16 protein-coding genes are annotated in these 18,218 nt (G+C 56.7%); 8 read left to right on the top strand and 8 right to left on the bottom strand.

The genetic code is table 11. From position 1 onward, the window contains the following. Positions 1–187: 187 nt before the first annotated feature. Positions 188–472: a hypothetical protein gene (locus AAHA39_RS19365; RefSeq protein WP_139396554.1), complete on the top strand. Its 285-nt coding sequence runs from the start codon at positions 188–190 to the stop codon at positions 470–472. A gap of 9 nt (positions 473–481) precedes the next feature. Here the strand turns inward: AAHA39_RS19365 and AAHA39_RS19360 are convergent, their stop codons facing one another. Beyond that, complete coding sequence (locus AAHA39_RS19360; RefSeq protein ID WP_320656654.1) at positions 482–3,889, bottom strand: ATP-binding protein; 3,408 nt, start codon at positions 3,887–3,889, stop codon at positions 482–484. Positions 3,890–4,011: 122 nt separating this feature from the next. On the opposite strand from AAHA39_RS19360, the gene AAHA39_RS19355 reads away from it, so the two are divergent. Next, positions 4,012–4,650 (top strand): response regulator, encoded by a 639-nt coding sequence (locus AAHA39_RS19355; protein ID WP_041210730.1) that lies wholly within the window; start codon positions 4,012–4,014, stop codon positions 4,648–4,650. A gap of 4 nt (positions 4,651–4,654) precedes the next feature. On the opposite strand, the gene AAHA39_RS19350 is transcribed toward AAHA39_RS19355, so the two are convergent. The 4 genes from AAHA39_RS19350 to AAHA39_RS19335 all read right to left on the bottom strand — a co-directional run bounded on the left by AAHA39_RS19350 (position 4,655) and on the right by AAHA39_RS19335 (position 9,659). After that, positions 4,655–5,728 (bottom strand): hypothetical protein, encoded by a 1,074-nt coding sequence (locus AAHA39_RS19350; protein ID WP_320656653.1) that lies wholly within the window; start codon positions 5,726–5,728, stop codon positions 4,655–4,657. 220 nt (positions 5,729–5,948) lie between these two features. Further along, positions 5,949–8,357 carry a TcfC E-set like domain-containing protein gene (locus AAHA39_RS19345; protein WP_320656652.1) on the bottom strand — a complete coding sequence of 803 codons (2,409 nt, stop codon included), beginning with the start codon at positions 8,355–8,357 and terminating at the stop codon, positions 5,949–5,951. A 71-nt stretch (positions 8,358–8,428) separates the two neighbouring features. Then, positions 8,429–8,908, bottom strand: coding sequence for a CS1 type fimbrial major subunit (locus AAHA39_RS19340; protein WP_320656651.1), 480 nt, complete (start codon positions 8,906–8,908; stop codon positions 8,429–8,431). Positions 8,909–8,954: 46 nt separating this feature from the next. Beyond that, complete coding sequence (locus tag AAHA39_RS19335) at positions 8,955–9,659, bottom strand: hypothetical protein (protein WP_320656650.1); 705 nt, start codon at positions 9,657–9,659, stop codon at positions 8,955–8,957. 274 nt (positions 9,660–9,933) lie between these two features. Between AAHA39_RS19335 and AAHA39_RS19330 the strand changes: the two genes are divergently transcribed. The 3 genes from AAHA39_RS19330 (at position 9,934) to AAHA39_RS19320 (ending at position 12,512) form a co-directional block, all read left to right on the top strand. Beyond that, on the top strand, positions 9,934–10,671 hold the full coding sequence (locus AAHA39_RS19330) for an EAL domain-containing protein (protein WP_320656649.1): 738 nt from the start codon (positions 9,934–9,936) through the stop codon (positions 10,669–10,671). 226 nt (positions 10,672–10,897) lie between these two features. After that, positions 10,898–12,262: a prephenate-dependent tRNA uridine(34) hydroxylase TrhP gene (gene trhP / locus AAHA39_RS19325; protein WP_320656648.1), complete on the top strand. Its 1,365-nt coding sequence runs from the start codon at positions 10,898–10,900 to the stop codon at positions 12,260–12,262. A 1-nt stretch (position 12,263) separates the two neighbouring features. Further along, positions 12,264–12,512 carry a YfhL family 4Fe-4S dicluster ferredoxin gene (locus tag AAHA39_RS19320; RefSeq protein WP_041210724.1) on the top strand — a complete coding sequence of 83 codons (249 nt, stop codon included), beginning with the start codon at positions 12,264–12,266 and terminating at the stop codon, positions 12,510–12,512. A gap of 54 nt (positions 12,513–12,566) precedes the next feature. On the opposite strand, the gene AAHA39_RS19315 is transcribed toward AAHA39_RS19320, so the two are convergent. Beyond that, positions 12,567–12,962 carry a DUF1090 domain-containing protein gene (locus AAHA39_RS19315; protein ID WP_320656647.1) on the bottom strand — a complete coding sequence of 132 codons (396 nt, stop codon included), beginning with the start codon at positions 12,960–12,962 and terminating at the stop codon, positions 12,567–12,569. A gap of 158 nt (positions 12,963–13,120) precedes the next feature. Between AAHA39_RS19315 and AAHA39_RS19310 the strand changes: the two genes are divergently transcribed. Next, positions 13,121–13,474, top strand: a complete 354-nt coding sequence (locus AAHA39_RS19310; RefSeq protein ID WP_041210722.1) for a DsrE/DsrF/TusD sulfur relay family protein — start codon at positions 13,121–13,123, stop codon at positions 13,472–13,474. Positions 13,475–13,634: 160 nt separating this feature from the next. Further along, positions 13,635–14,717 (top strand): protoglobin domain-containing protein, encoded by a 1,083-nt coding sequence (locus AAHA39_RS19305; protein ID WP_104014142.1) that lies wholly within the window; start codon positions 13,635–13,637, stop codon positions 14,715–14,717. Between the two features lie 4 nt (positions 14,718–14,721). On the opposite strand, the gene AAHA39_RS19300 is transcribed toward AAHA39_RS19305, so the two are convergent. Both AAHA39_RS19300 and sohB read right to left on the bottom strand, forming a co-directional pair. After that, a complete protein-coding gene (locus tag AAHA39_RS19300) occupies positions 14,722–15,945 on the bottom strand; it encodes an MFS transporter (RefSeq protein WP_201907321.1) in 1,224 nt (407 codons plus the stop codon). Between the two features lie 200 nt (positions 15,946–16,145). Then, on the bottom strand, positions 16,146–17,153 hold the full coding sequence (gene sohB / locus AAHA39_RS19295; protein ID WP_182926006.1) for a protease SohB: 1,008 nt from the start codon (positions 17,151–17,153) through the stop codon (positions 16,146–16,148). Positions 17,154–17,374: 221 nt separating this feature from the next. Between sohB and AAHA39_RS19290 the strand changes: the two genes are divergently transcribed. Continuing rightward, positions 17,375–18,130 carry a YciK family oxidoreductase gene (locus AAHA39_RS19290; RefSeq protein ID WP_201911353.1) on the top strand — a complete coding sequence of 252 codons (756 nt, stop codon included), beginning with the start codon at positions 17,375–17,377 and terminating at the stop codon, positions 18,128–18,130. The last annotated feature ends 88 nt before the right edge of the window (positions 18,131–18,218 follow it).

Here is an 18,218-nt window from a genome sequence, read left to right as displayed (position 1 = left end):
AATCTGACGGCTCTGCCTTCGAAGGTTCGAATCCTTCTCCCTCCACCATCATTCAAGAAAACCCGGCCTCGCGCCGGGTTTTCGCTTTTCTGGCCCATACGGTTTGCCACCCCTTGTCAGATCTGACAGTTGCATTTGCTGCCGATCTTGTTCACTTTGTCACCACTTCTATCAGAGTATTCACATCATGTTTGAGATCTGGGACGAACATGGCCATGCCACCGGGCTCACCCTGCAAGCCCTGAAAAAGCGCATGGAAGGCTATCAGGGCGACCTGATGGTTCGTTACAGCAACAAACTGGGCCTACCCACGACGCTCTTCGTGACAGTGAAGCAGGGTATTCCCTACCAACGCTTCAAAGCGGGCAGCCCCAGACTTGACTGGGAGTGGCTGGCTGGCGCCACCAATGGCGCCATGCCCCGCACCATTCGCGAACAGCGCTTCGAAATGGCGCTCGCAGCAACCCACTAGATTACTGACTCACACCGCCAACTCATCGACCAGCTGCTGCAACAGCGCACAAAACCGCGCAAGTTCATCGCCACACGCTGCGGCACCTTGTTGACGGATCCGCTCCTCCAGCCGCCAGCCCTGCTCAGCAGCCTCCGGGATCATCATGGCGAGCGTACCCGCCTGACGGTGCACCCACTCGGCCAAGGCGATATCTTCTTGCGGACGCATGCTAAGTCCACGCTCCAGTTCGTGACGACACTGCTGCAACGCCAGTCGCAACGGCTCACCTGCGCCAAATAGCGAGCTCACCACAGCGAGGTCGAATAGCCGCTCGGAGGGGAGGATATGCCACTTCTGCAACATCTGGCGCAATCCAGCCAGCAGTACCGGCTTGCCGAGCAGATCGTCCATCCCGGCGGCAAAGCAGCGTTCGCGCTGTTCCGGCAACACGTTGGCGGTCATGGCGATGATCAGCAACCGCTCATCCTGATCCTCCTGCTCGCGCACCTTGCGGGTAAACTCGTAGCCGTCCATCACCGGCATCTGGCAATCGCACAGCACCAGATCGTAAGGAGTGCGCGCCACCATCTCCAGCGCCTGCCACCCCTGCCCAGCCAGATCACAATGCAAGCCAAGCTGGCCAAGCTGGCGCATCACCAACGACTGGTTTAGCGGGTTATCCTCCACCAGCAGGATCCGGTAGGGCAGCAACTCGCCAGCTTCAGCCAGCTCGCGCAGCGGGGCCGGCAGCAAGGCATCGGCCAATCCCAGCTGGCGATAGCACACCTCGCGTACCGCATGCCAGATCAAGGGATTGCTGTTGAGCAGATACCGCCCCGCTTCGCGCCGATAACCCATGGGCGAATTCAGCTCTACCAACCCAATGGCATCACCGGGAGCCTGTTCGCTGTCGCTAAAGTGCAGCTCCGCCCCACCCGATTGCCCGGTGCAGCTCACCCCCAGCGCACCGAGGTGCAGTAACAGGGTGTGACGCAATTTCTCATCGCGCAGCTCGATGACAGCGCGCATCCCGGCGAGGTGCTGGTCTGGCTCGGAGTGGGCCACAACCGGCAGAGTCACGGTCAACGTGATAAAGGTGCCAAGGCCCGGCGAGCTCTGCAGTCCAATCTCTCCCTGCATCAATCCGGCAAGGGTGTGACAGATGCTGAGCCCCAACCCGCTGCCGCCGTAACTGCGGGTAGTCGAGCTCTCCGCCTGTTCAAAAGCGTTGAAGATCCGGCTTTGCGCCTCGTCACTCATGCCAATCCCGCTATCTCGTACCCCGAACTGCAGCCGCTGTCTCCCCTCTACTTCCTGCAATAGGGCAAGGGAAAGCTCGATAAAACCGCGCTCGGTAAACTTGATGGCATTGCTGACAAAGTTGAAGAGGATCTGGCGCAGCCGCAGCACATCGCCACGCAAACGGGCTGCCACCTCCTGATCCGCCAGCAGATAGACTCGCAGTCCCTTGCGCTGTACCTCGCTGACCGTCATGGTCAGCACGCTATCAATCAGCTCGCGCATCAGGAATGGTACTTCGTCGAGCACCATCTTGCCCGCCTCCAGCTTGGCGTAGTCGAGCACGTTGTCGATCAGCGCATGCAGTCCCTGCGCGCCCCGGTTGATGATCTCCACCATCTGGCGCTGATCTTCGCTCAACCCGGTCAGCGAAAGCTGCTCCGCCATGCCGACGATGCCGTTCATCGGGGTACGGATCTCGTGGCTCATGGTGGCCAGAAATTCACCCTTTATGGTGGCAGCAGACTCGGCCCGCACCTTGGCGCTGGCCAGTGCCAGCTCCACCTGATGCCGGCGGATGATTTCCTGCCGCAAGCGCCAGTAAGCGACCAGCAGCGTCAGGATAAACAAGCTGACGGCCAGTCCGACCGGCAGCAGGGTGCGCACCAGTTTCGCCCTAGGGATCCCTTCGCTGTAATTGAGCGCCAGCCAGCTGTTGCGGATCTGGCGCTGCTCCTTGTCGCTCATGCTGGCCAGCACCCGGTTCACCAAAGGCAACAAGGGGGCGTATGGCTCACGTACCGCCACAGCCAGTTCATCCTTGAAGGGGGTTGGCGCGGCGATATGGAGTCGGTCATCAAACTGCTCGGCGACAAGACGGGAGACCACCACCAGATTGCCAATGTAGGCATCCCCCTGCCCCGCGGCGAGACGGGCGAGCCCATCGCTGGCATCTCGGGTCGTGGTCAGTTTAAGGTCGGGCACCAGCGCCCTGAGCTCGGGGATCAACATGCCATCGGTCAGCAGCAACTGTTTGCCGGCCAGATCGGAGAGATCCCCGATAGGGAGGCTACCGCGTGCCGTCACCAGCACCAACGGGAATGATGCGAAGGGCTCGCTGGCATGCCAACCCACCAACCGCTCGATGATCCTTTTGGGCAGTACTGCCAGATCCTGATCGTGATGCAGCAGCAGTTGTTGCAGTTCGGGCCAGCTCTGTACAGGGATGCTGCTGTATGCCAATCCCAGCTTCTCTTGCAACACGTTCAGATAATCCGCTATCAAGCCGACCGAATTGCCATCCTCATCGTGATAGGAGAAGGGCACCCAGCCGGGGATCACCCCCAGCTTTAGCGGTGGCAGCGTCGAGAGCCAGCCACGCTCATCAGGACGCAGCAAGAAATTGCTGTGCCCCATGAAATTGGGCTCCAGACTCTCCCCCAGCCAGCGTTTCTCCAGTTCACTGCGCGCCTCAACCGTCAGCGCCTGAATGGCGGTATCCAGCCTGATGGCCAGGCTGCGCTTCTGGCTACTCACACCCAGATGAAGGGTTTCCATCAACAGGGGGGATTGAGCCACCACAGCCAGATCGGGATGACGCTGAATGAAGAGATTGGCCACATGGAGATTGCCGATATAGGCATCTGCCCGACCTTGTTCAACCGCCTGCAATGCACGGCTTGTATCGACAAAGAGCCGAGGTGTGACATTGGGATAATGCAGCTTCACCAGTTTCTCGGTCAGAAAGCCTTTTTCGATGGCAATGCTTGCGGACTGCAACCGGCTCACATCCCGAAACAGGGGGCTGTCCTGGCGCACCACCACCACTGTCGGCGAGGTGTAGTAAGGCAGGCTATAGGTGACGCACTGGCGCACTTCAGAGTTAAAGGCATCAAGCAGGATATCCAACTTGCCACGGCAGGCATCGCTATACATGGCTTCCCAGTTCGGATAGATACGCCAGGCAATCCGATAGTCCAGTTTCTTGGCCAACTGCTCCATCAACTCGACACTGAAGCCGGCGGCGGCCTTGCCGTCCCACTGCTGAAAAGGGCCCCATCCTCCGGCCAATATTCCGACTTCAATCGTTGGGACAGAGGGGCCAGATTCCGCCAATACGGCAGGCGTCAAGAAAAAAACAGAGACAATAATTATGAATCGTTTGATTAATGACATAAGCGAACAATATATAGACATAACGATTCAAATATATTTATCAAAAGATATATGCACCTGAAAAAATGGGGTGCGCACGGTAGTATAGAAATGTTAGCTTTGATAGCCTGAATATTATTCACCGTTTTATAAGAGGCTCATCCATGTCCTTCAAGATTATTCTTGCCGATGACCACCCCTTGATTCTGACCGGGATCCGCAGCCTGATTGACCAGATAACCCCCCATTGTGAAGTGATTGCCGAGGCATATCAGGTATCTGACTTGCTGAATTTATTGCAGCAACATCATTGTGATTTGCTGATCACTGATTTCAGCATGCCAGGAGATACCCGTAGCGATGGGCTGGTCATGATCCAGCAGTTGCGCCGGGATTATCCCAATCTTCCCATTATTGTGCTGACCCAAATCCAGAACAGTGCCATCTTGCAATCCCTTATTCAGGCTGGGGTAAAAGGACTGATACTAAAAAAATCGGTTATTAATGAACTTGCCGATGCCATTCGCCAGATACTGCTCGGCCATCGCTATATTGGCCCAACAGTACAAATGCTGCTGGCCAGTGCCGGTATCTCCGGGCAAGGCAACAACAACCCGCTGACGCCCAAGGAGAGTGAAGTAGTGCGCTTGCTGGCCAGCGGCATGTCGGTTACTCAGGTTGCCGACTACCTTCATCGCAGCGTCAAAACCATCAGCACCCAGAAAAAAAGCGCCATGGTACGACTCGGCTTGCAAAGTGATAGCGCTCTATTTCTGTATGCACGGGAGAATGGTCTATATTAACGATTTATTGCGTGACAGGGTCAATAACTGCATCAATAACTATCGTCACATTCCCCTTGTAAGTGCCAGGGGAATCAAGAACACCCTCAACATTTTTACTATTTATCTTGAATAGTAGATAGTCACGTATGGTAGACCCACTCATATTAAATCTTGTGCTTGTTATTGGGCTAAGTAACGTATCTTGACCTTTATTTCTTCTATAAACATCAAGCGCCATTGATTTTTTATTACTATTGTTTTTTAAAAGGCAATTCTTCAAACCTATAAATTCACACTTCAACGTCATTGCTACAGGTACCGAGCTAATAACTTGCATTGGTAGCAATCCGCTGAGTGTCGGCACTCTACTGGAGTGCCATCCTATTCCATCAGGCTGCAAAACTAATCTGTTACCACCGACAGGAAAAATTACCTTAATCTGATTCCTAACAACCAACCTGAATTCTAAATCTATGGACTGTGGTGACGGATTGGGAAGGTCACCATAGTCAAAATCCTTATTGGAACCAACAAGTAACCGTAATCTTCCTTGATAAAGTCCATTCGGTAAGGTTTCAATTCCAATCGGTATCAACTTATAACCAAAGAGAATTTTATTTACATTCGCAACACTTTGACCTCCACCTGATGTAAAAGCACGACTATAGCAGCGACCACCTGTTTTTTGCTCAGCTGGGTTGATCTCATAAAGAAGCGTGTCTGTAGATGAAAGATGAGCATCAACTAGCTTGCAATTAGCAACTGGGTCGGCCTGAGCAATATTATTATCAGCTGACAATGCTCTCTTGGTCATAATAAATCCCGTATGAGTAAAAGAAAACTTCATGTCACGGCTATTCCCCTTTCCATCAGACATAACAACATTTTTCTCCCCAGTGAAGTGGTGATGAAAAAGTCTATGCCAGACATACACATTAGATGATAGAGCCCTATCAATATTCGCATCGATTGCAACGATCCTTGACAATCTATTTTCACATACAAATGAGATAGGCAATGTCACGCATGGATCTGTTATCCTAAAATCTCCACCCACGCCAGAGTTCAATTGCGCATACTCGGCATTAACATACACTGTTATTCCATAGGAAAAAGAACCATAGGTCGATATACACAAAAAAAACAAAACTCTTAGCACTTTGACACCCTATAACAATATGGATAAAAACTGATCGCCAGCACTAATAAAACAATGTACAACATTGCATTGATTAACAGCATGTCATTGAGTTCACCATAAGCTTATTTATAGTTCACCATAAAGTTAACCAAGCGTTACAACAATTTAGTTACTCTTATTTTTGTACGATAACTCTGGGTGAGCATATTAACTCCCCCAACTGAATCACATCAGAATTAACAATTTGTTTCTGTCCCCTTAGTGCACTGTTGCAATTAAGAGTGCCATTATGTTCCACGCTAAATTCTGGCTGTCGTCGACTCGCCTCCAGCGCAAAGAAGCCATCATTTTCGGTAAATGCCCGCCCTATGGGGTTGCTGACCATGGCACCACGCAGCGGCTTGTTTTGCTCGTCCAGCAGGCGACCAATCACAGTAACGGTGCTCACAGCATTCACTTGGCCATAACCCACCCCGCCGCGATTAAGGTGGTAGGGGAGCACGGTCGGCTTGATGGTGAGTGGCATCCCCTCGTGGTCGGCCATCTCCAGTTGCAAGGCACCGCTCTGCAAGGCTGGCACCGAGACCAGATGGCGACCGGGCCCAAGGGTCTGTACGCTGCCCATATCATCGCTGACCCGGATCCGCGCCGCCTCATCATCGGCCGCAATATCGAGGATCATCGCCGCCTCATTGCCCATGCCGCCCATATCGCGGGAACCGAGCGCCAGATCCCCTTCATGCCCCAGCGCCAGCACACTCTCCAGGTTCACGCCTCCGGTCACCTCTGCGTTATAGGAGGAGTGCTGAGCAAACAGGTCGCCGCCCAACCAGGGCGCCGCGAAGCGGCCATAGCCGGATAGGCCGGTACCATAGCTGTCGTGGGTGCTGCCGACGCTGACCTGACGCAACGGGCCCCAATCCACCTCCTGCTGGTAGTTGAGATAGGCGCTGCGCTGGGCACCGCCCGAGCGTGAGGTATTGCTGCCCAGCCCCAGCGACAACTGGCGATCATCTCCCCCCAAGTTGATAGTGAGACTCAGCGTGCTACCGCGATCCCGCTGCTGCGCCGTGCTCTCGCTGCCGGGACGATCGAACAGGGTCACCCCCCAGGTCACCCAACGCCCCCACAACCGATCGCTATAGTGCCACCCCACATCAGCACCATTGCCACGACCAGACTGGTGAGAAACATAGACACCGAGGGAGCCCCACTTTTCCAGCGACTGCTGCAGTGACAGGCTGGACAACGAACTCGCCTCCCCCTGCTTGCGCAGATTGCGTGAATGGCTGGCAACCAGACTGCTGTTGCCATGCCAGTAGATCCCCTGCAAGTCGTAACCCCACCCCATGCCAACACTCTGGTTGAGGGAGGCAAAACCGTGGAGCTGGCTGGTCGCCTCCCAGTCGAGCGAGAGGGAGTGCTGGGCACGCTTGTCCACATACTGGCTACCCGCTCCCACCACCAGCGAGGGGAGCAGCAGATGGTTAACGGCAATACCACCACTGGCGCCTTCCAGATCGCTATCTCCCTGCCGCACCAACCAGCGGGTCTGACGCCCGGCAAAGAGGTTGAAACGCCACGGCTCCTCCGGCGTCTGCCAGTTGGAGGGTTTGTAGATCATCTCGCGCCAACGACGGGTCTCCTGACCATCCTCCAGCAGCCGCAGTTCCACCTCGTAGATACCGCTGGGCAGCGAGCGGGTATCGAGCGCCTGCAGACCGGATATGACCGGCTGGGACTGGATGAGGTTGCCGTCCCGATAGATCTCCACCATACCCGGTCGTGCCGGTGCCACCTGGATTGGCACCAGACTGGGCACCCCGCGCTCCCGGCGCAGCAGATCCGAGCTGCCCCACATCACACCAAGCACTGTGGGCGTCGCACCACTGTAGTAGTTGGGCTGGCGCACCAACCCCTGCGCCGAGGGAAAGAAGAAGCCGAGACGATAAAAATTGGCCTCATGGAGCCGTTCTCCATAGACCTGAGCCATCCCCAGATCAGTTGGCCCCCCCTCTTGCCAAGTGGCATCCCCCTCCATAAAAGGGCTCCACTGTCCCCAGCTGCCCTCCAGCTGCAGGTTGTAGTGCCCATTGCGCTGGCTGCCCTGCACCAGGTTCAACTGGTTCTGGACCAGCAAGCCCTTGCTCTGTTGGGGCAACGCCATAAAACGCTGATCCCGCGCCCCCTGCTCCACTTGACCGGTCAGCACCGAGAGCTGGGACTCCTCCAAGCTGTATTGCAACCCCACTATGCCTTCAGGACAGGCCCGGCCACACTCGCCGAGCGGCAGATGGCTTCCCAGCTTGCTCAACCAGCGTTCACGCGCCCCCTCGTCAAACTCGCTATCCTGCACATCCATCAGTGAGAGAAGTTGTACCGAGTTATCCCGCCCGAGCAGCACCTCCCCATCCCCCAGCAGGCGACCGTCAACGGTGACTCGCACCATCAGCGGGACACCAAAAAAGTGCTCTTCAAACCCTTCGGGCAACTGCCGCGCCTGCTGCAACAGCAGTGCCGGATCTGCCGCTACCAACGGGGCAGAGAGCAACAGCCCGAGCAAGAGAAGAAGAGAACGAACCATGAAGTGCAACCTGAATGCCTGAAATCTTAATTAAAGGGGGCCTGATGGCCCCCGCGTGTTTATGTCAACGGCTACACTTTCGGCGCTTCGGATTCAAACATCATGCTGACAATCCCCTGATAGTTGCCGGGTTTGTAGCCACCGTTTGGTGCCACGGCCGGAACAATCTCCAGCCCAACCTTTTTACCGGTATTGGCATCCGCCTGGTTCAGCAAGTCGGCGGATGTGGTGGTCAGTGCGACTCCCGCCACCTTGACCGTCAATCCGATGCTCTCCTTGCCACTGATAATGGTGGCGGGATAGAGCAGATAACCCTTGATGGGGCCAATGGTGCTCCTCATCTCCAACTGCTTGGTTAATGGCTCCAACTGCTGACTAAAAGAGTTAAAGGCCAGTTTTTGCGGAGTACTCATCCAATCCCCTACGGGCTGCACATAAAAGTTTTCGGTCGGGATCTGCGCCGTTACCGTCACCGTATGCTCTACTCGCTCGGCCGCCATCAGCGTATTGCTCGCTAACAGCAAGGCCGGGATGATCGATAACTTCTTCATAACTACTCCTTCAGGTGTGATTACCTGTCTTGTGATAGATCGGGATTCAGAGCTTTAGCTCCCGGAATACCGACTTTTTCCCTTCAATCAGTTCAAAACGAACCATTCGGGTTGCCTCTTCACTGACCCGCTTTTTAACGCCAGGCAGCAGATGCATCTTCTCCGGCTGACTGCATGACCTCTCTTTTTCGCCACACAGCTCCAGATAATCGAGAATAACGGTGGCATTGCCCCGGTTCTCCACATAAAGGGCCCCGGTTTCACGTTCAATCCGGGTGTCATAACGGGTCTCTTTGGGTGCCACAAACAGAATGGTGCCAAAACCGGTCATGATGCTGACACCGGCACTTATTTGCTGTTGTGGTGGTAATTCAGTTATTTCATCATCCTGTGGCTTGACCGGTACAAAACGCACCCGAAAATAACGTTCCCGCTCCCGCTCTCCCATATAGATAAAGCGGGTGGCCTGCATGCTGCTTGCGGGAACAATCAACCTTGATGGGCTGGTCACCAGCTGACGAACGCCCTCCTCAGGTAACTCCCGCTCCTGTGGCACACCATCAGCACCATATACAATCTCGGCCAGCGTTATTTTGACAAAGGCCGTCTCATCACCAATATTTCTAACCCGCTTTAGCAGGGTGCTTTTCTCTGCCGGCATATAGTCATATAAAGTACCAACGCTGATATCCGGTGATGCCAATGCGTTACTGCCCAATATAAACAGCAACAAAATAGAAAGTTTATTCATGGGTGTTATCACACTGCTAAAATAGAAAGAGGATCTGTCACACCAGAGCTCTAATAAATATTTACTTGCAAACAGCCTAATCAGTATATTTTGTTTGGTTGTTCATCATTAAGGCCAGTCTAGATAATGCTCACACCAAACTCAATCGGAATAATCTGATATTGCCAAACCACTTCCCTCTCTATTTCCCTCTCAATAATCGGACAATTCCTACAGCCAGACTTCCGTTGCCTCTCGTATTATTCACAGCTATATCCGTCAACAGGTGAGTGCCATGTTTGCGTTCAAAGAAGAGTTTCCGGTCAGTGGCGTGGCATCCCTGACGACAGCGGACATTGCCGTACCCTTTTATCAGCCAATCGTTGACCGGGATCGCCAGATCATCGGCTTTGAAGCGCTGGCCAGACGCTGGGATCCCGCCCGGCAGGGCTACCAGGGCATCGACTTCCTGACTCTGAGCCAGGGTGAAGCTCTGGACATCGATATAGTGATACTGAGAGCGATTTGGCGTGACCTGCCCGAACTGGCACGCCATGCGCCCTGCTCTCTCTCCATCAACTTGAATCCTGCACTTGAGAGCTCGACATACCAGAACCTGCTGTTGCTGGTGATCCTGCAGGCTCGCAAGCTGGGGATAGCGATCTGGTTCGAGGTGCTGGAACATGCGCCGCTCTATCGCAAACATCGGGAGCTGATCGAAGTGCTGCGTAGCCACGGCGCTCATATCGCCTGCGATGATTTCGGCACCCAGGAGTGCAATTTTCAGCGGGTGATGGCACTCCCCTACGAGATCATCAAGCTGGATCGCTCCCTGCTGCTGCAGGCGAGCAAGAGTAGCCATGCTTTGCGGATGCTGAGCGGTCTGGTGGAGTATCTGCAGCGCTTTGGCATGAAGGTGGTGTGCGAAGGGGTCGAGACCCTGACTCACATCGAGATTGCCAACCAGCTCGGTTGCGACTATCAGCAGGGCTATGCCCACGCCATGCCCGCCCCCCTGTCTCGCTTGGCCTGACAGCGATACACCCCGTCCCTCTTTATCCCTGCCAAATTGCATGATGGCGTGGGGGCGAGTACAATCTCGCACCCCGAATATCTGGCGCATATTTTATAAGCGTGCAGGCTGGATATGCCGTTATCGGGTGGCAGAGCACCATGTAATGGCTCGCACTGCTGCTCAACCCATACGGCGCCATCAGGTGGCGTCGTCCTGATTTGCAATCAGATACGAAGAGTCCGACATGTTTAAACCAGAATTGCTCTCCCCCGCAGGTTCCCTCAAGAACATGCGTTACGCCTACGCCTATGGCGCCGATGCCGTCTATGCCGGCCAGCCCCGTTACAGCCTGCGGGTGCGTAACAACGAATTCGATCACGAGAACCTTCAGCTCGGTATCAACGAAGCCCATGCCCTCGGCAAGCAGTTCTACGTGGTGGCCAACATCCAGCCCCACAACTCCAAGCTCAAGACCTTTATCCGCGACATGCGTCCGGTGGTGGAGATGAAGCCGGATGCGCTGATCATGTCCGACCCCGGTCTCATCATGATGATGCGCGAAGCTTTCCCTGATATGCCCATTCACCTGTCGGTGCAGGCCAACGCGGTCAACTGGGCCACGGTGAAGTTCTGGCATCAGATGGGCCTGACTCGGGTCATCCTCTCCCGCGAGCTGTCGCTGGACGAGATCGAAGAGATCCGCATGCAGGTGCCGGAGATGGAGCTGGAAGTGTTCGTTCACGGGGCGCTGTGCATGGCCTACTCCGGCCGTTGCCTGCTCTCCGGCTACATCAACAAGCGCGACCCCAATCAGGGCACCTGCACCAACTCCTGCCGCTGGGAGTACAAGGTACACGAGGGCAAGGAAGACGAAGTGGGCCAGATAGTCCATCGTCAGGAGCCTATCGCCGTGCAGAAAGTTGACCCGACTTTGGGCCTCGGCAAGCCGAGCGATGCACTGGTGCTGCTGGAGGAGTCCAACCGTCCGGGCGAGTACATGAGCGCGTTTGAGGACGAGCACGGCACCTACATCATGAACTCCAAGGATCTGCGCGCCATCGAGCACGTTGAGCGCCTGACCAAGATGGGCGTTCATTCGCTGAAAATCGAAGGCCGCACCAAGTCCTTCTACTACTGCGCCCGCACCGCTCAGGTCTACCGCAAGGCCATCGACGATGCAGTGGCGGGTCGTCCGTTCGATCGCAGCCTGATGGGCACCCTCGAAAACCTGGCTCACCGCGGCTATACCGAGGGCTTCCTGCGCCGTCACAACCACAGCGAATACCAGAACTACGACTACGGCTACTCCGTCTCCGACACCCAGCAGTTTGTCGGCGAGATCACCGGTCGTCGTGGCGACATGGTGGAAGTGGAAGTGAAGAACAAGTTCCTGGTGGGCAACAGCCTCGAGCTGATGACCCCGCAGGGCAACGTCCGCTTTAATCTGGAGCAGATGGAGAACCGCAAGGGCGAGCTCATCGACACCGCGCCGGGCAACGGTCACGTGGTCTATGTGCCGGTTCCCAAGGATCTGGATGTGAACTTCGGTATCCTGCTGCGCAACCTCGGGGATCGCGAAGACACGCGCAACCCCCATACGGCGGTTTGAGATGGCGCTGCTCATCACCGACAAGTGCATCAACTGTGACATGTGCGATCCCGAGTGCCCCAACCAGGCAATCAGCTTAGGGGAAGAGATCTACGAGATCGATCCCGGTCGCTGCACCGAGTGCGTCGGTCACTACGAGAAGCCGACCTGTATCAGTGTCTGCCCCATCGACTGCATCATCTGGGATCCCGCCCATGTGGAGACCGAAGATCAGCTGATGGAGAAGTTTGTGCGGATGCACAGGCAATAAATGCAAAAGGCCGGGTTATCCCGGCCTTTTTGATCCCCGCTCATCGAATGGGCACTACTTTTTGTTGACCAACCGGTTCAGCTCACCCAGCTCCCGCTGAGCCTCCAGCAAGTCGGTCTGAGCCTGCTCCAGCTTGCTCTGCTTGTCGGCCACCTTGCCCGGTTTGCCGGACACTCTGGCCTCCTGCAGTTCAATCAGGCGCTCATTGACCTCTCCCCGCAGCTTGCTTACCCGTTGTTTCTGCTCCTTGAGGAGCCCTTCGTCGGTACAGTAGGCCTTGATATTGCGCGCGGCCTGTTCCAGCCCGGCAATCTGCCCGGCATTGTTGTGTGCTTTGGCAAACACCAGCTGCTCGTTGACCGCCTGCAGGCGGGCCTTGCAACCGACAGGCTGACTGGCGCAGGCCGAACCTGCCAACAGCAGCAAGCCGGCTCCCAATACTTTCCACATCTCGATTCATCCGGTCTTGTTTGCGAGCTGACCATAAAAACCTCGATCGGCAGCAGGGTCAAGCACGCGGGAAAAAGGTGCGACAGAAGTTGTGTCACATCACGCAATTGCCACCTTATTGGTTCTACAATGGCGCTCTTTCCAATCGGGAGTCTCTTATGAATCAACAAATTGTGGTGATTGCCAACGGTGCCCCCTATGGCAGCGAATCCCTGTTCAATGCCTTGCGTCTGGCCATTGCCCTCAACGAACAGGGCGGTGCCAGCCTCAAGCTGTTCCTGATGTCCGATGCGGTGAGCGCAGCGCTGGCCGGTCAGGCGCCTGCCGAAGGGTACAACCTGCGCCAGATGCTGGAGATCCTGCTGGCTCAAGGGGTCACCATTCGCCTGTGCAAAACCTGCACCGATGCTCGTGGCATCACTGCCCTGCCGCTGATTGAGGGCATCGAGATCGGCACCCTGCCGATGCTGGCCCAGTGGACCCTCGCCGCTGACAAGGTACTGACCTTCTAATACCGCTCGCCTTACTATCCAGCCCGATGAAATGGCTCTGTCGACAAGAGCCATTTCAGTCTCCACCCCGCAAGTGTCTACACTATCAATTGCAAATTATTTCCAATAAGGCTACGGCAGCGACACGGAGTCCTGCCGGCCCCCTTGATAGAGAGCGGCGATGAAACCCACGGAACAGACCCTGCTGGAGCAGATGCGGATCACCGAATTTGAAATTGCCCATCGCAAAGAGCTGCTTTTGCTGAACGAACAGGATGTCGCTCTGCTGGCAAGTTACAGCGGCAAGATCGAGCCCCATATCGATGAGCTGGTCGACAAGTTTTATCAGCAGCAGACCGCCATCACCGAGATTGCCCTGCTGATAGGTGATGCCGATACCCTCAACCGGCTGAGAGCCGCACAGCGGCGCTACATTCTCGATCTGTTCAGCGGTCTCTACGATCTGGAGTACGTCAACAACCGGCTGCGGATCGGGCTGGTGCACAAGCGGATCGGCGTCGAACCCAAGCTCTATCTGGCCGCCATCAACACCCTCAAAGCGCTGCTGATCGAAAACATCTTTGACCAAATCGGCAACGAGAGCGAGCGGATCGCCATGCTGGCGGCGCTGGACAAGCTGATCCTGTTCGACATCACGCTGGTCTTCGAGACCTATATCCGCAGCCTGGTGTCAGAGATCGAGTCGTCCAGAGAGAAATCGGAGAACTATGCGAAAAGCCTCGAACAGAAGGTTCGCGAGCGCACCCATCAGCTGGAGGAGCTCAACCGCACCGATGCGCTGACGGGATTGCTCAACGTTCGCCACCTCAATGATCAGCTGCAGCTGACACTGCGCTCCTGCCAGCGACGGGCCGAACCGGTGGCCATCGCCTACCTCGATATCGACAACTTCAAGCAGATCAACGACAGCGAGGGGCACCAGCGCGGGGACGAGATCCTGCGCACCGTCGGTACCTGCATCCGTCAGGTCTTTCGCACCGAGGACAGCTGCTTTCGCTATGGCGGGGATGAGTTCTGCCTGATCCTGCCCAACTGCAACGAGGCGCAGGCGCGGGATATCTATCTCAAGCGGCTGACCCAGGCGATCAAAGATCAACTGGCCGGGATCACCCTCAGTATCGGTATAGTGCAGACCGGCCCCGAGCACTACGACGAGGGGTTAAACCTGATCCGGCTGGCAGACGAGCGGATGTATGCCGCCAAGCGAGCCCTCAAGACTGTTTCCCCCAAAGAGCGCCATTGAGCACTCAGTTGCTGCCGGGCTTCGACACGGCTGCCGCAGGGTGCCGCACGCGGGCTCCCCGTTCATAGAGCCAGAAGATGGCCACGCAGAGCAGCGCCATCAGCAGGAATAGCAGCTGCCCACTCCACTGCTCCAGGATCCAGCCCCCCAGCAGAGCCCCGACGGCGCTACCCAAGCCTGCCAGCGCACTGGCACCAAAATAGCTCCCCTTGAGATGGCCGGGCGCCATCTGGTCGATCAGCACGTTGAGCAGTGGAAAGAGGATGGTCTCGCCGATGCTGAGAAGTAGCACAGCGGCAAACCAGTGGCTGCGCACCAGCGGATCCCCTGCGGCAAACAGCAGCTGGGCCGCCAGAAACAGAGCCATGCCGATATGAAGCCGCACCCGCACCGGCCAGCGCGAGAGCAGCCGCAGCAGCGGGAACTGCAGCAACACCACCGTCAGGGCATTGGTCGCCACCAGCAAGGCAACCAGCTCGGCTACCTGCGGCATGCCGGCGCGGGTCAGGTACTGAACCAGTGGCGAGTGAAACTGGGAGTAGACCAGCACCATCAGCAGATTGGCCATCACCAGCAGCAGGAAGGCACGATCTGCCAGCAACACCTGGATGGCGTCGCGCAAGCCGGGACCGGCTGCGCTATTCCTGTCAGAGGAACCCGCCCGACGAAAGCCCCAGCCAAAGGCGACCCCCAGCAGCAGATAGCTCGTGGCCAGAAAGAGGAAGGTCTCCTGCTGGGCATTGATCCCGAGCGTCACCCCGAGCAGTGGCCCCAGCGCGGCACCGAGGTTGAGCAGGAAATAGCGCAGGTGCAGAGCCAGCTCCCGCGCCTTGGCCGACGCCAGACTGTCAGCCATCAGCGCCTTGCCGGGCGCATCGATCAGCCCGGAGGCAAGCCCGCTCCCCATCACTCCGACGCCAAGCCAGAGCACGGAGTGGGAAAAGCCGAGCAAGCCAAAACAGAGCATCGCCACCAGACAACCGCCAAGCAAAATGTTGCGCCGCCCGAAGCGATCAGAAAGCCAACCACCGTAGAAACTCACCAGGGTGGAGAGCGCTGCCGAGCCCCCCAGCAGCAGGCCGATGAGGGTTGCCGAGAGGTCATACTCCCGATAGAGCAGGATGGAGAGAAAGGGCCACACCATGTAGTAGCTGGTGCGCACCATGAAAGTGCCCAGAATGACGATCCAGACCAGCGGGGTAAATTGCCTGAAGGTGCTCCATGGCATTGGCATGCTCCCTGGCCCGTAGGCCCTGCATTGAAAGGGGAAAGCCTTCAGTTGTAACAGAGGAGTTGAATGGAGACAACCTTCCTCGCCACAGTGTTGCAATCGGCAACACAGCCTGCAACGTGGCCAAAAAACGAGGCCAGCCGGATTACCCCGACTGGCCTCGCTCACCACTTGTCACGCCCGTTGCGGGTCGCGACTCAGCGCCAGGGGCTCTGCTGCCACAGGCGGCCAAGCCCGGCTTCCAGCGCCTGTGCGCCCTGCTGCCCCAATTTCTGGGTCAGGCTCTTGGGCCGGCTGTAGCGAATGCCTACCACCTTGTGCTGGCTGGCCTGCGCCAGCAGGTAGTCATCACTGGTACAGAGGCTATCCACCAGCCCCAACCCCTTGGCCTGACTCGCCAGCCAGTGCTCGCCGGTAGTGACCAGATCGATATCGAGCTGCGGCCGGTGCTCGGCAACAAACTGCTTGAAGCGCTCGTGGATGGCGGCCAGCTCCTCGCGAAACTTCTCGCGCCCAAGATCGTCGTTCTCGCCAAACATGGTGATGGTGCGTTTGTACTGACCTGCGGTGTGCATCTCGAACTCGATGTCGTGCTTTTTCAGCAGCTTGTTGAAGTTCGGCATCTGGGCGATCACCCCGATGGAGCCCACGATGGCAAACGGCGCCGCCAGGATCTGATCCGCCACGCAGGCCATCATGTAGCCGCCGCTCGCAGCCACCTTGTCGATGGCCACGGTAAGTTTGATCCCCTTGTCACGCAGCCGCTGCAATTGGGAAGCTGCAAGACCGTAGCCATGCACCACACCGCCACCGGACTCAAGGCGCAGCAGCACCTCGTCGCCCGGCTGCGCTACGCCGATCACCGCGCTCACCTCTTCGCGCAGTGATGCAACCTCTTTGGCATCCATGCTGCCATTGAAATCGATGACGAACAGCCTGCTGCGCTCGTCACCCGCCTTGGCGCGCTTTTTCTGCTCCTCTTTCTGCTGCTTCTCCAGCACTTTGCGCTCGGCCTTGCTGGCCAGTGCGCTCTTGAGTGCAAACTGCCCCTGCTCCAGCTCGTTAGAAAGATCGGTCACCACCAGCTCGCCCTTGCGCGCCTTGGGTTGACGACTGCTGACCACCATCAGGACGATGGCGCCGATGGCCAGCAAAAAGGTCACGGTTTTGGCCAGAAACAGGCCATATTCGGTCAAAAATGTCACGGTGGACTCCAGAGAGGATCGGTTTTGTCACATTCTAGGGAGTTTGCCGGACGCGCGCAAAAACTCTGCATCAAGCCGTTAAAAATCCAACCTGATACTCACAACCCCTCTATTTTCTTCACATTTTTTCGGCGATGAGCTGGTCAAACCGAGGCGCGGATCAGTACACTTGCCCTCGATTGCCATGCACTTATGGCCGGAATTTGTTAACAGGAGTTGCCATGCTCGATTATCAGGCCCCCCGCGATCTGCTCAGGGAGAAGGTCATTCTGGTCACCGGTGCCGGAGACGGGATCGGCCGCGAAGCCGCCCTCACCTATGCCGCCCACGGCGCCACCGTGATCCTGCTCGGCCGCACCAGCGCCAAACTTGAAGCCGTCTATGACCAGATTGAGGCTGCCGGTCACCCGCTGCCCGCCATCGTCCCGCTCGATCTGAAAACCGCAACCGCCGCCGATTATCGTGGACTGGCCACCACCTTCACCCGCCAGTTTGGCCGCCTCGACGGCATTCTGTTCAATGCCGGACTGCTCGGCACCCTCTCCCCCTTGGAGCACATTCAGGAGAAGGAGTGGGACGAGGTGATGCAGGTCAACGTCAAATCGGAATTTCTGCTGACCCAGGCGCTGCTGCCGCTGGTTCGCCAGAGCGCCAAAGAGCACGGCGATGCCTCCATCGTCTACACCTCCTCAAGTGTGGGCCGCAAAGGACGGGCTTACTGGGGCACTTACGCCATCTCCAAATTTGCCATCGAGGGGATGATGGAAGTGCTGGCCGACGAGCTGGAAAACACCGGCGTGCGGGTCAATACCCTCAACCCGGGCGGCACCCGGACCAAGATGCGGGCCAGCGCCTTCCCGGCGGAAGATCCGATGAACCTCAAGACTCCGGCCGACCTGATGCCGCTCTACCTCTATCTGATGGGAAGCGACAGCCGGGGCAAAACCGGCCAGACCTTTGTGGCGCAGCCCAAATAAGCCAGGAAAGCGGCGCAGCCCAAATAAATCAACAAAATAACCGGGTTATTGCAAGACAGGGATTAAATTGAATAGGGAGCCTCGGCTC

It is taken from the genome of Aeromonas sp. SE22 (assembly GCF_038739755.1).
In the GTDB taxonomy this organism is placed as follows: domain Bacteria; phylum Pseudomonadota; class Gammaproteobacteria; order Enterobacterales; family Aeromonadaceae; genus Aeromonas; species Aeromonas jandaei.
Note: the sequence above shows the minus strand (reverse complement) of the source record. Positions and strands in the feature narration are given on the sequence as shown.

Bases quoted from the DNA above. Each gene is read 5' to 3' on its own strand.
- AAHA39_RS19365 (WP_139396554.1), top strand. From the start codon at position 188: ATGTTTGAGATCTGGGACGAACATGGCCATGCCACCGGGCTCACCCTG.
- AAHA39_RS19360 (WP_320656654.1), bottom strand. From the start codon at position 3,889: ATGTCTATATATTGTTCGCTTATGTCATTAATCAAACGATTCATAATT.
- AAHA39_RS19355 (WP_041210730.1), top strand. From the start codon at position 4,012: ATGTCCTTCAAGATTATTCTTGCCGATGACCACCCCTTGATTCTGACC.
- AAHA39_RS19345 (WP_320656652.1), bottom strand. From the start codon at position 8,357: ATGGTTCGTTCTCTTCTTCTCTTGCTCGGGCTGTTGCTCTCTGCCCCG.
- AAHA39_RS19340 (WP_320656651.1), bottom strand. From the start codon at position 8,908: ATGAAGAAGTTATCGATCATCCCGGCCTTGCTGTTAGCGAGCAATACG.
- AAHA39_RS19335 (WP_320656650.1), bottom strand. From the start codon at position 9,659: ATGAATAAACTTTCTATTTTGTTGCTGTTTATATTGGGCAGTAACGCA.
- AAHA39_RS19330 (WP_320656649.1), top strand. From the start codon at position 9,934: ATGTTTGCGTTCAAAGAAGAGTTTCCGGTCAGTGGCGTGGCATCCCTG.
- trhP (WP_320656648.1), top strand. From the start codon at position 10,898: ATGTTTAAACCAGAATTGCTCTCCCCCGCAGGTTCCCTCAAGAACATG.
- AAHA39_RS19320 (WP_041210724.1), top strand. From the start codon at position 12,264: ATGGCGCTGCTCATCACCGACAAGTGCATCAACTGTGACATGTGCGAT.
- AAHA39_RS19315 (WP_320656647.1), bottom strand. From the start codon at position 12,962: ATGTGGAAAGTATTGGGAGCCGGCTTGCTGCTGTTGGCAGGTTCGGCC.
- AAHA39_RS19310 (WP_041210722.1), top strand. From the start codon at position 13,121: ATGAATCAACAAATTGTGGTGATTGCCAACGGTGCCCCCTATGGCAGC.
- AAHA39_RS19305 (WP_104014142.1), top strand. From the start codon at position 13,635: ATGAAACCCACGGAACAGACCCTGCTGGAGCAGATGCGGATCACCGAA.
- AAHA39_RS19300 (WP_201907321.1), bottom strand. From the start codon at position 15,945: ATGCCATGGAGCACCTTCAGGCAATTTACCCCGCTGGTCTGGATCGTC.
- AAHA39_RS19290 (WP_201911353.1), top strand. From the start codon at position 17,375: ATGCTCGATTATCAGGCCCCCCGCGATCTGCTCAGGGAGAAGGTCATT.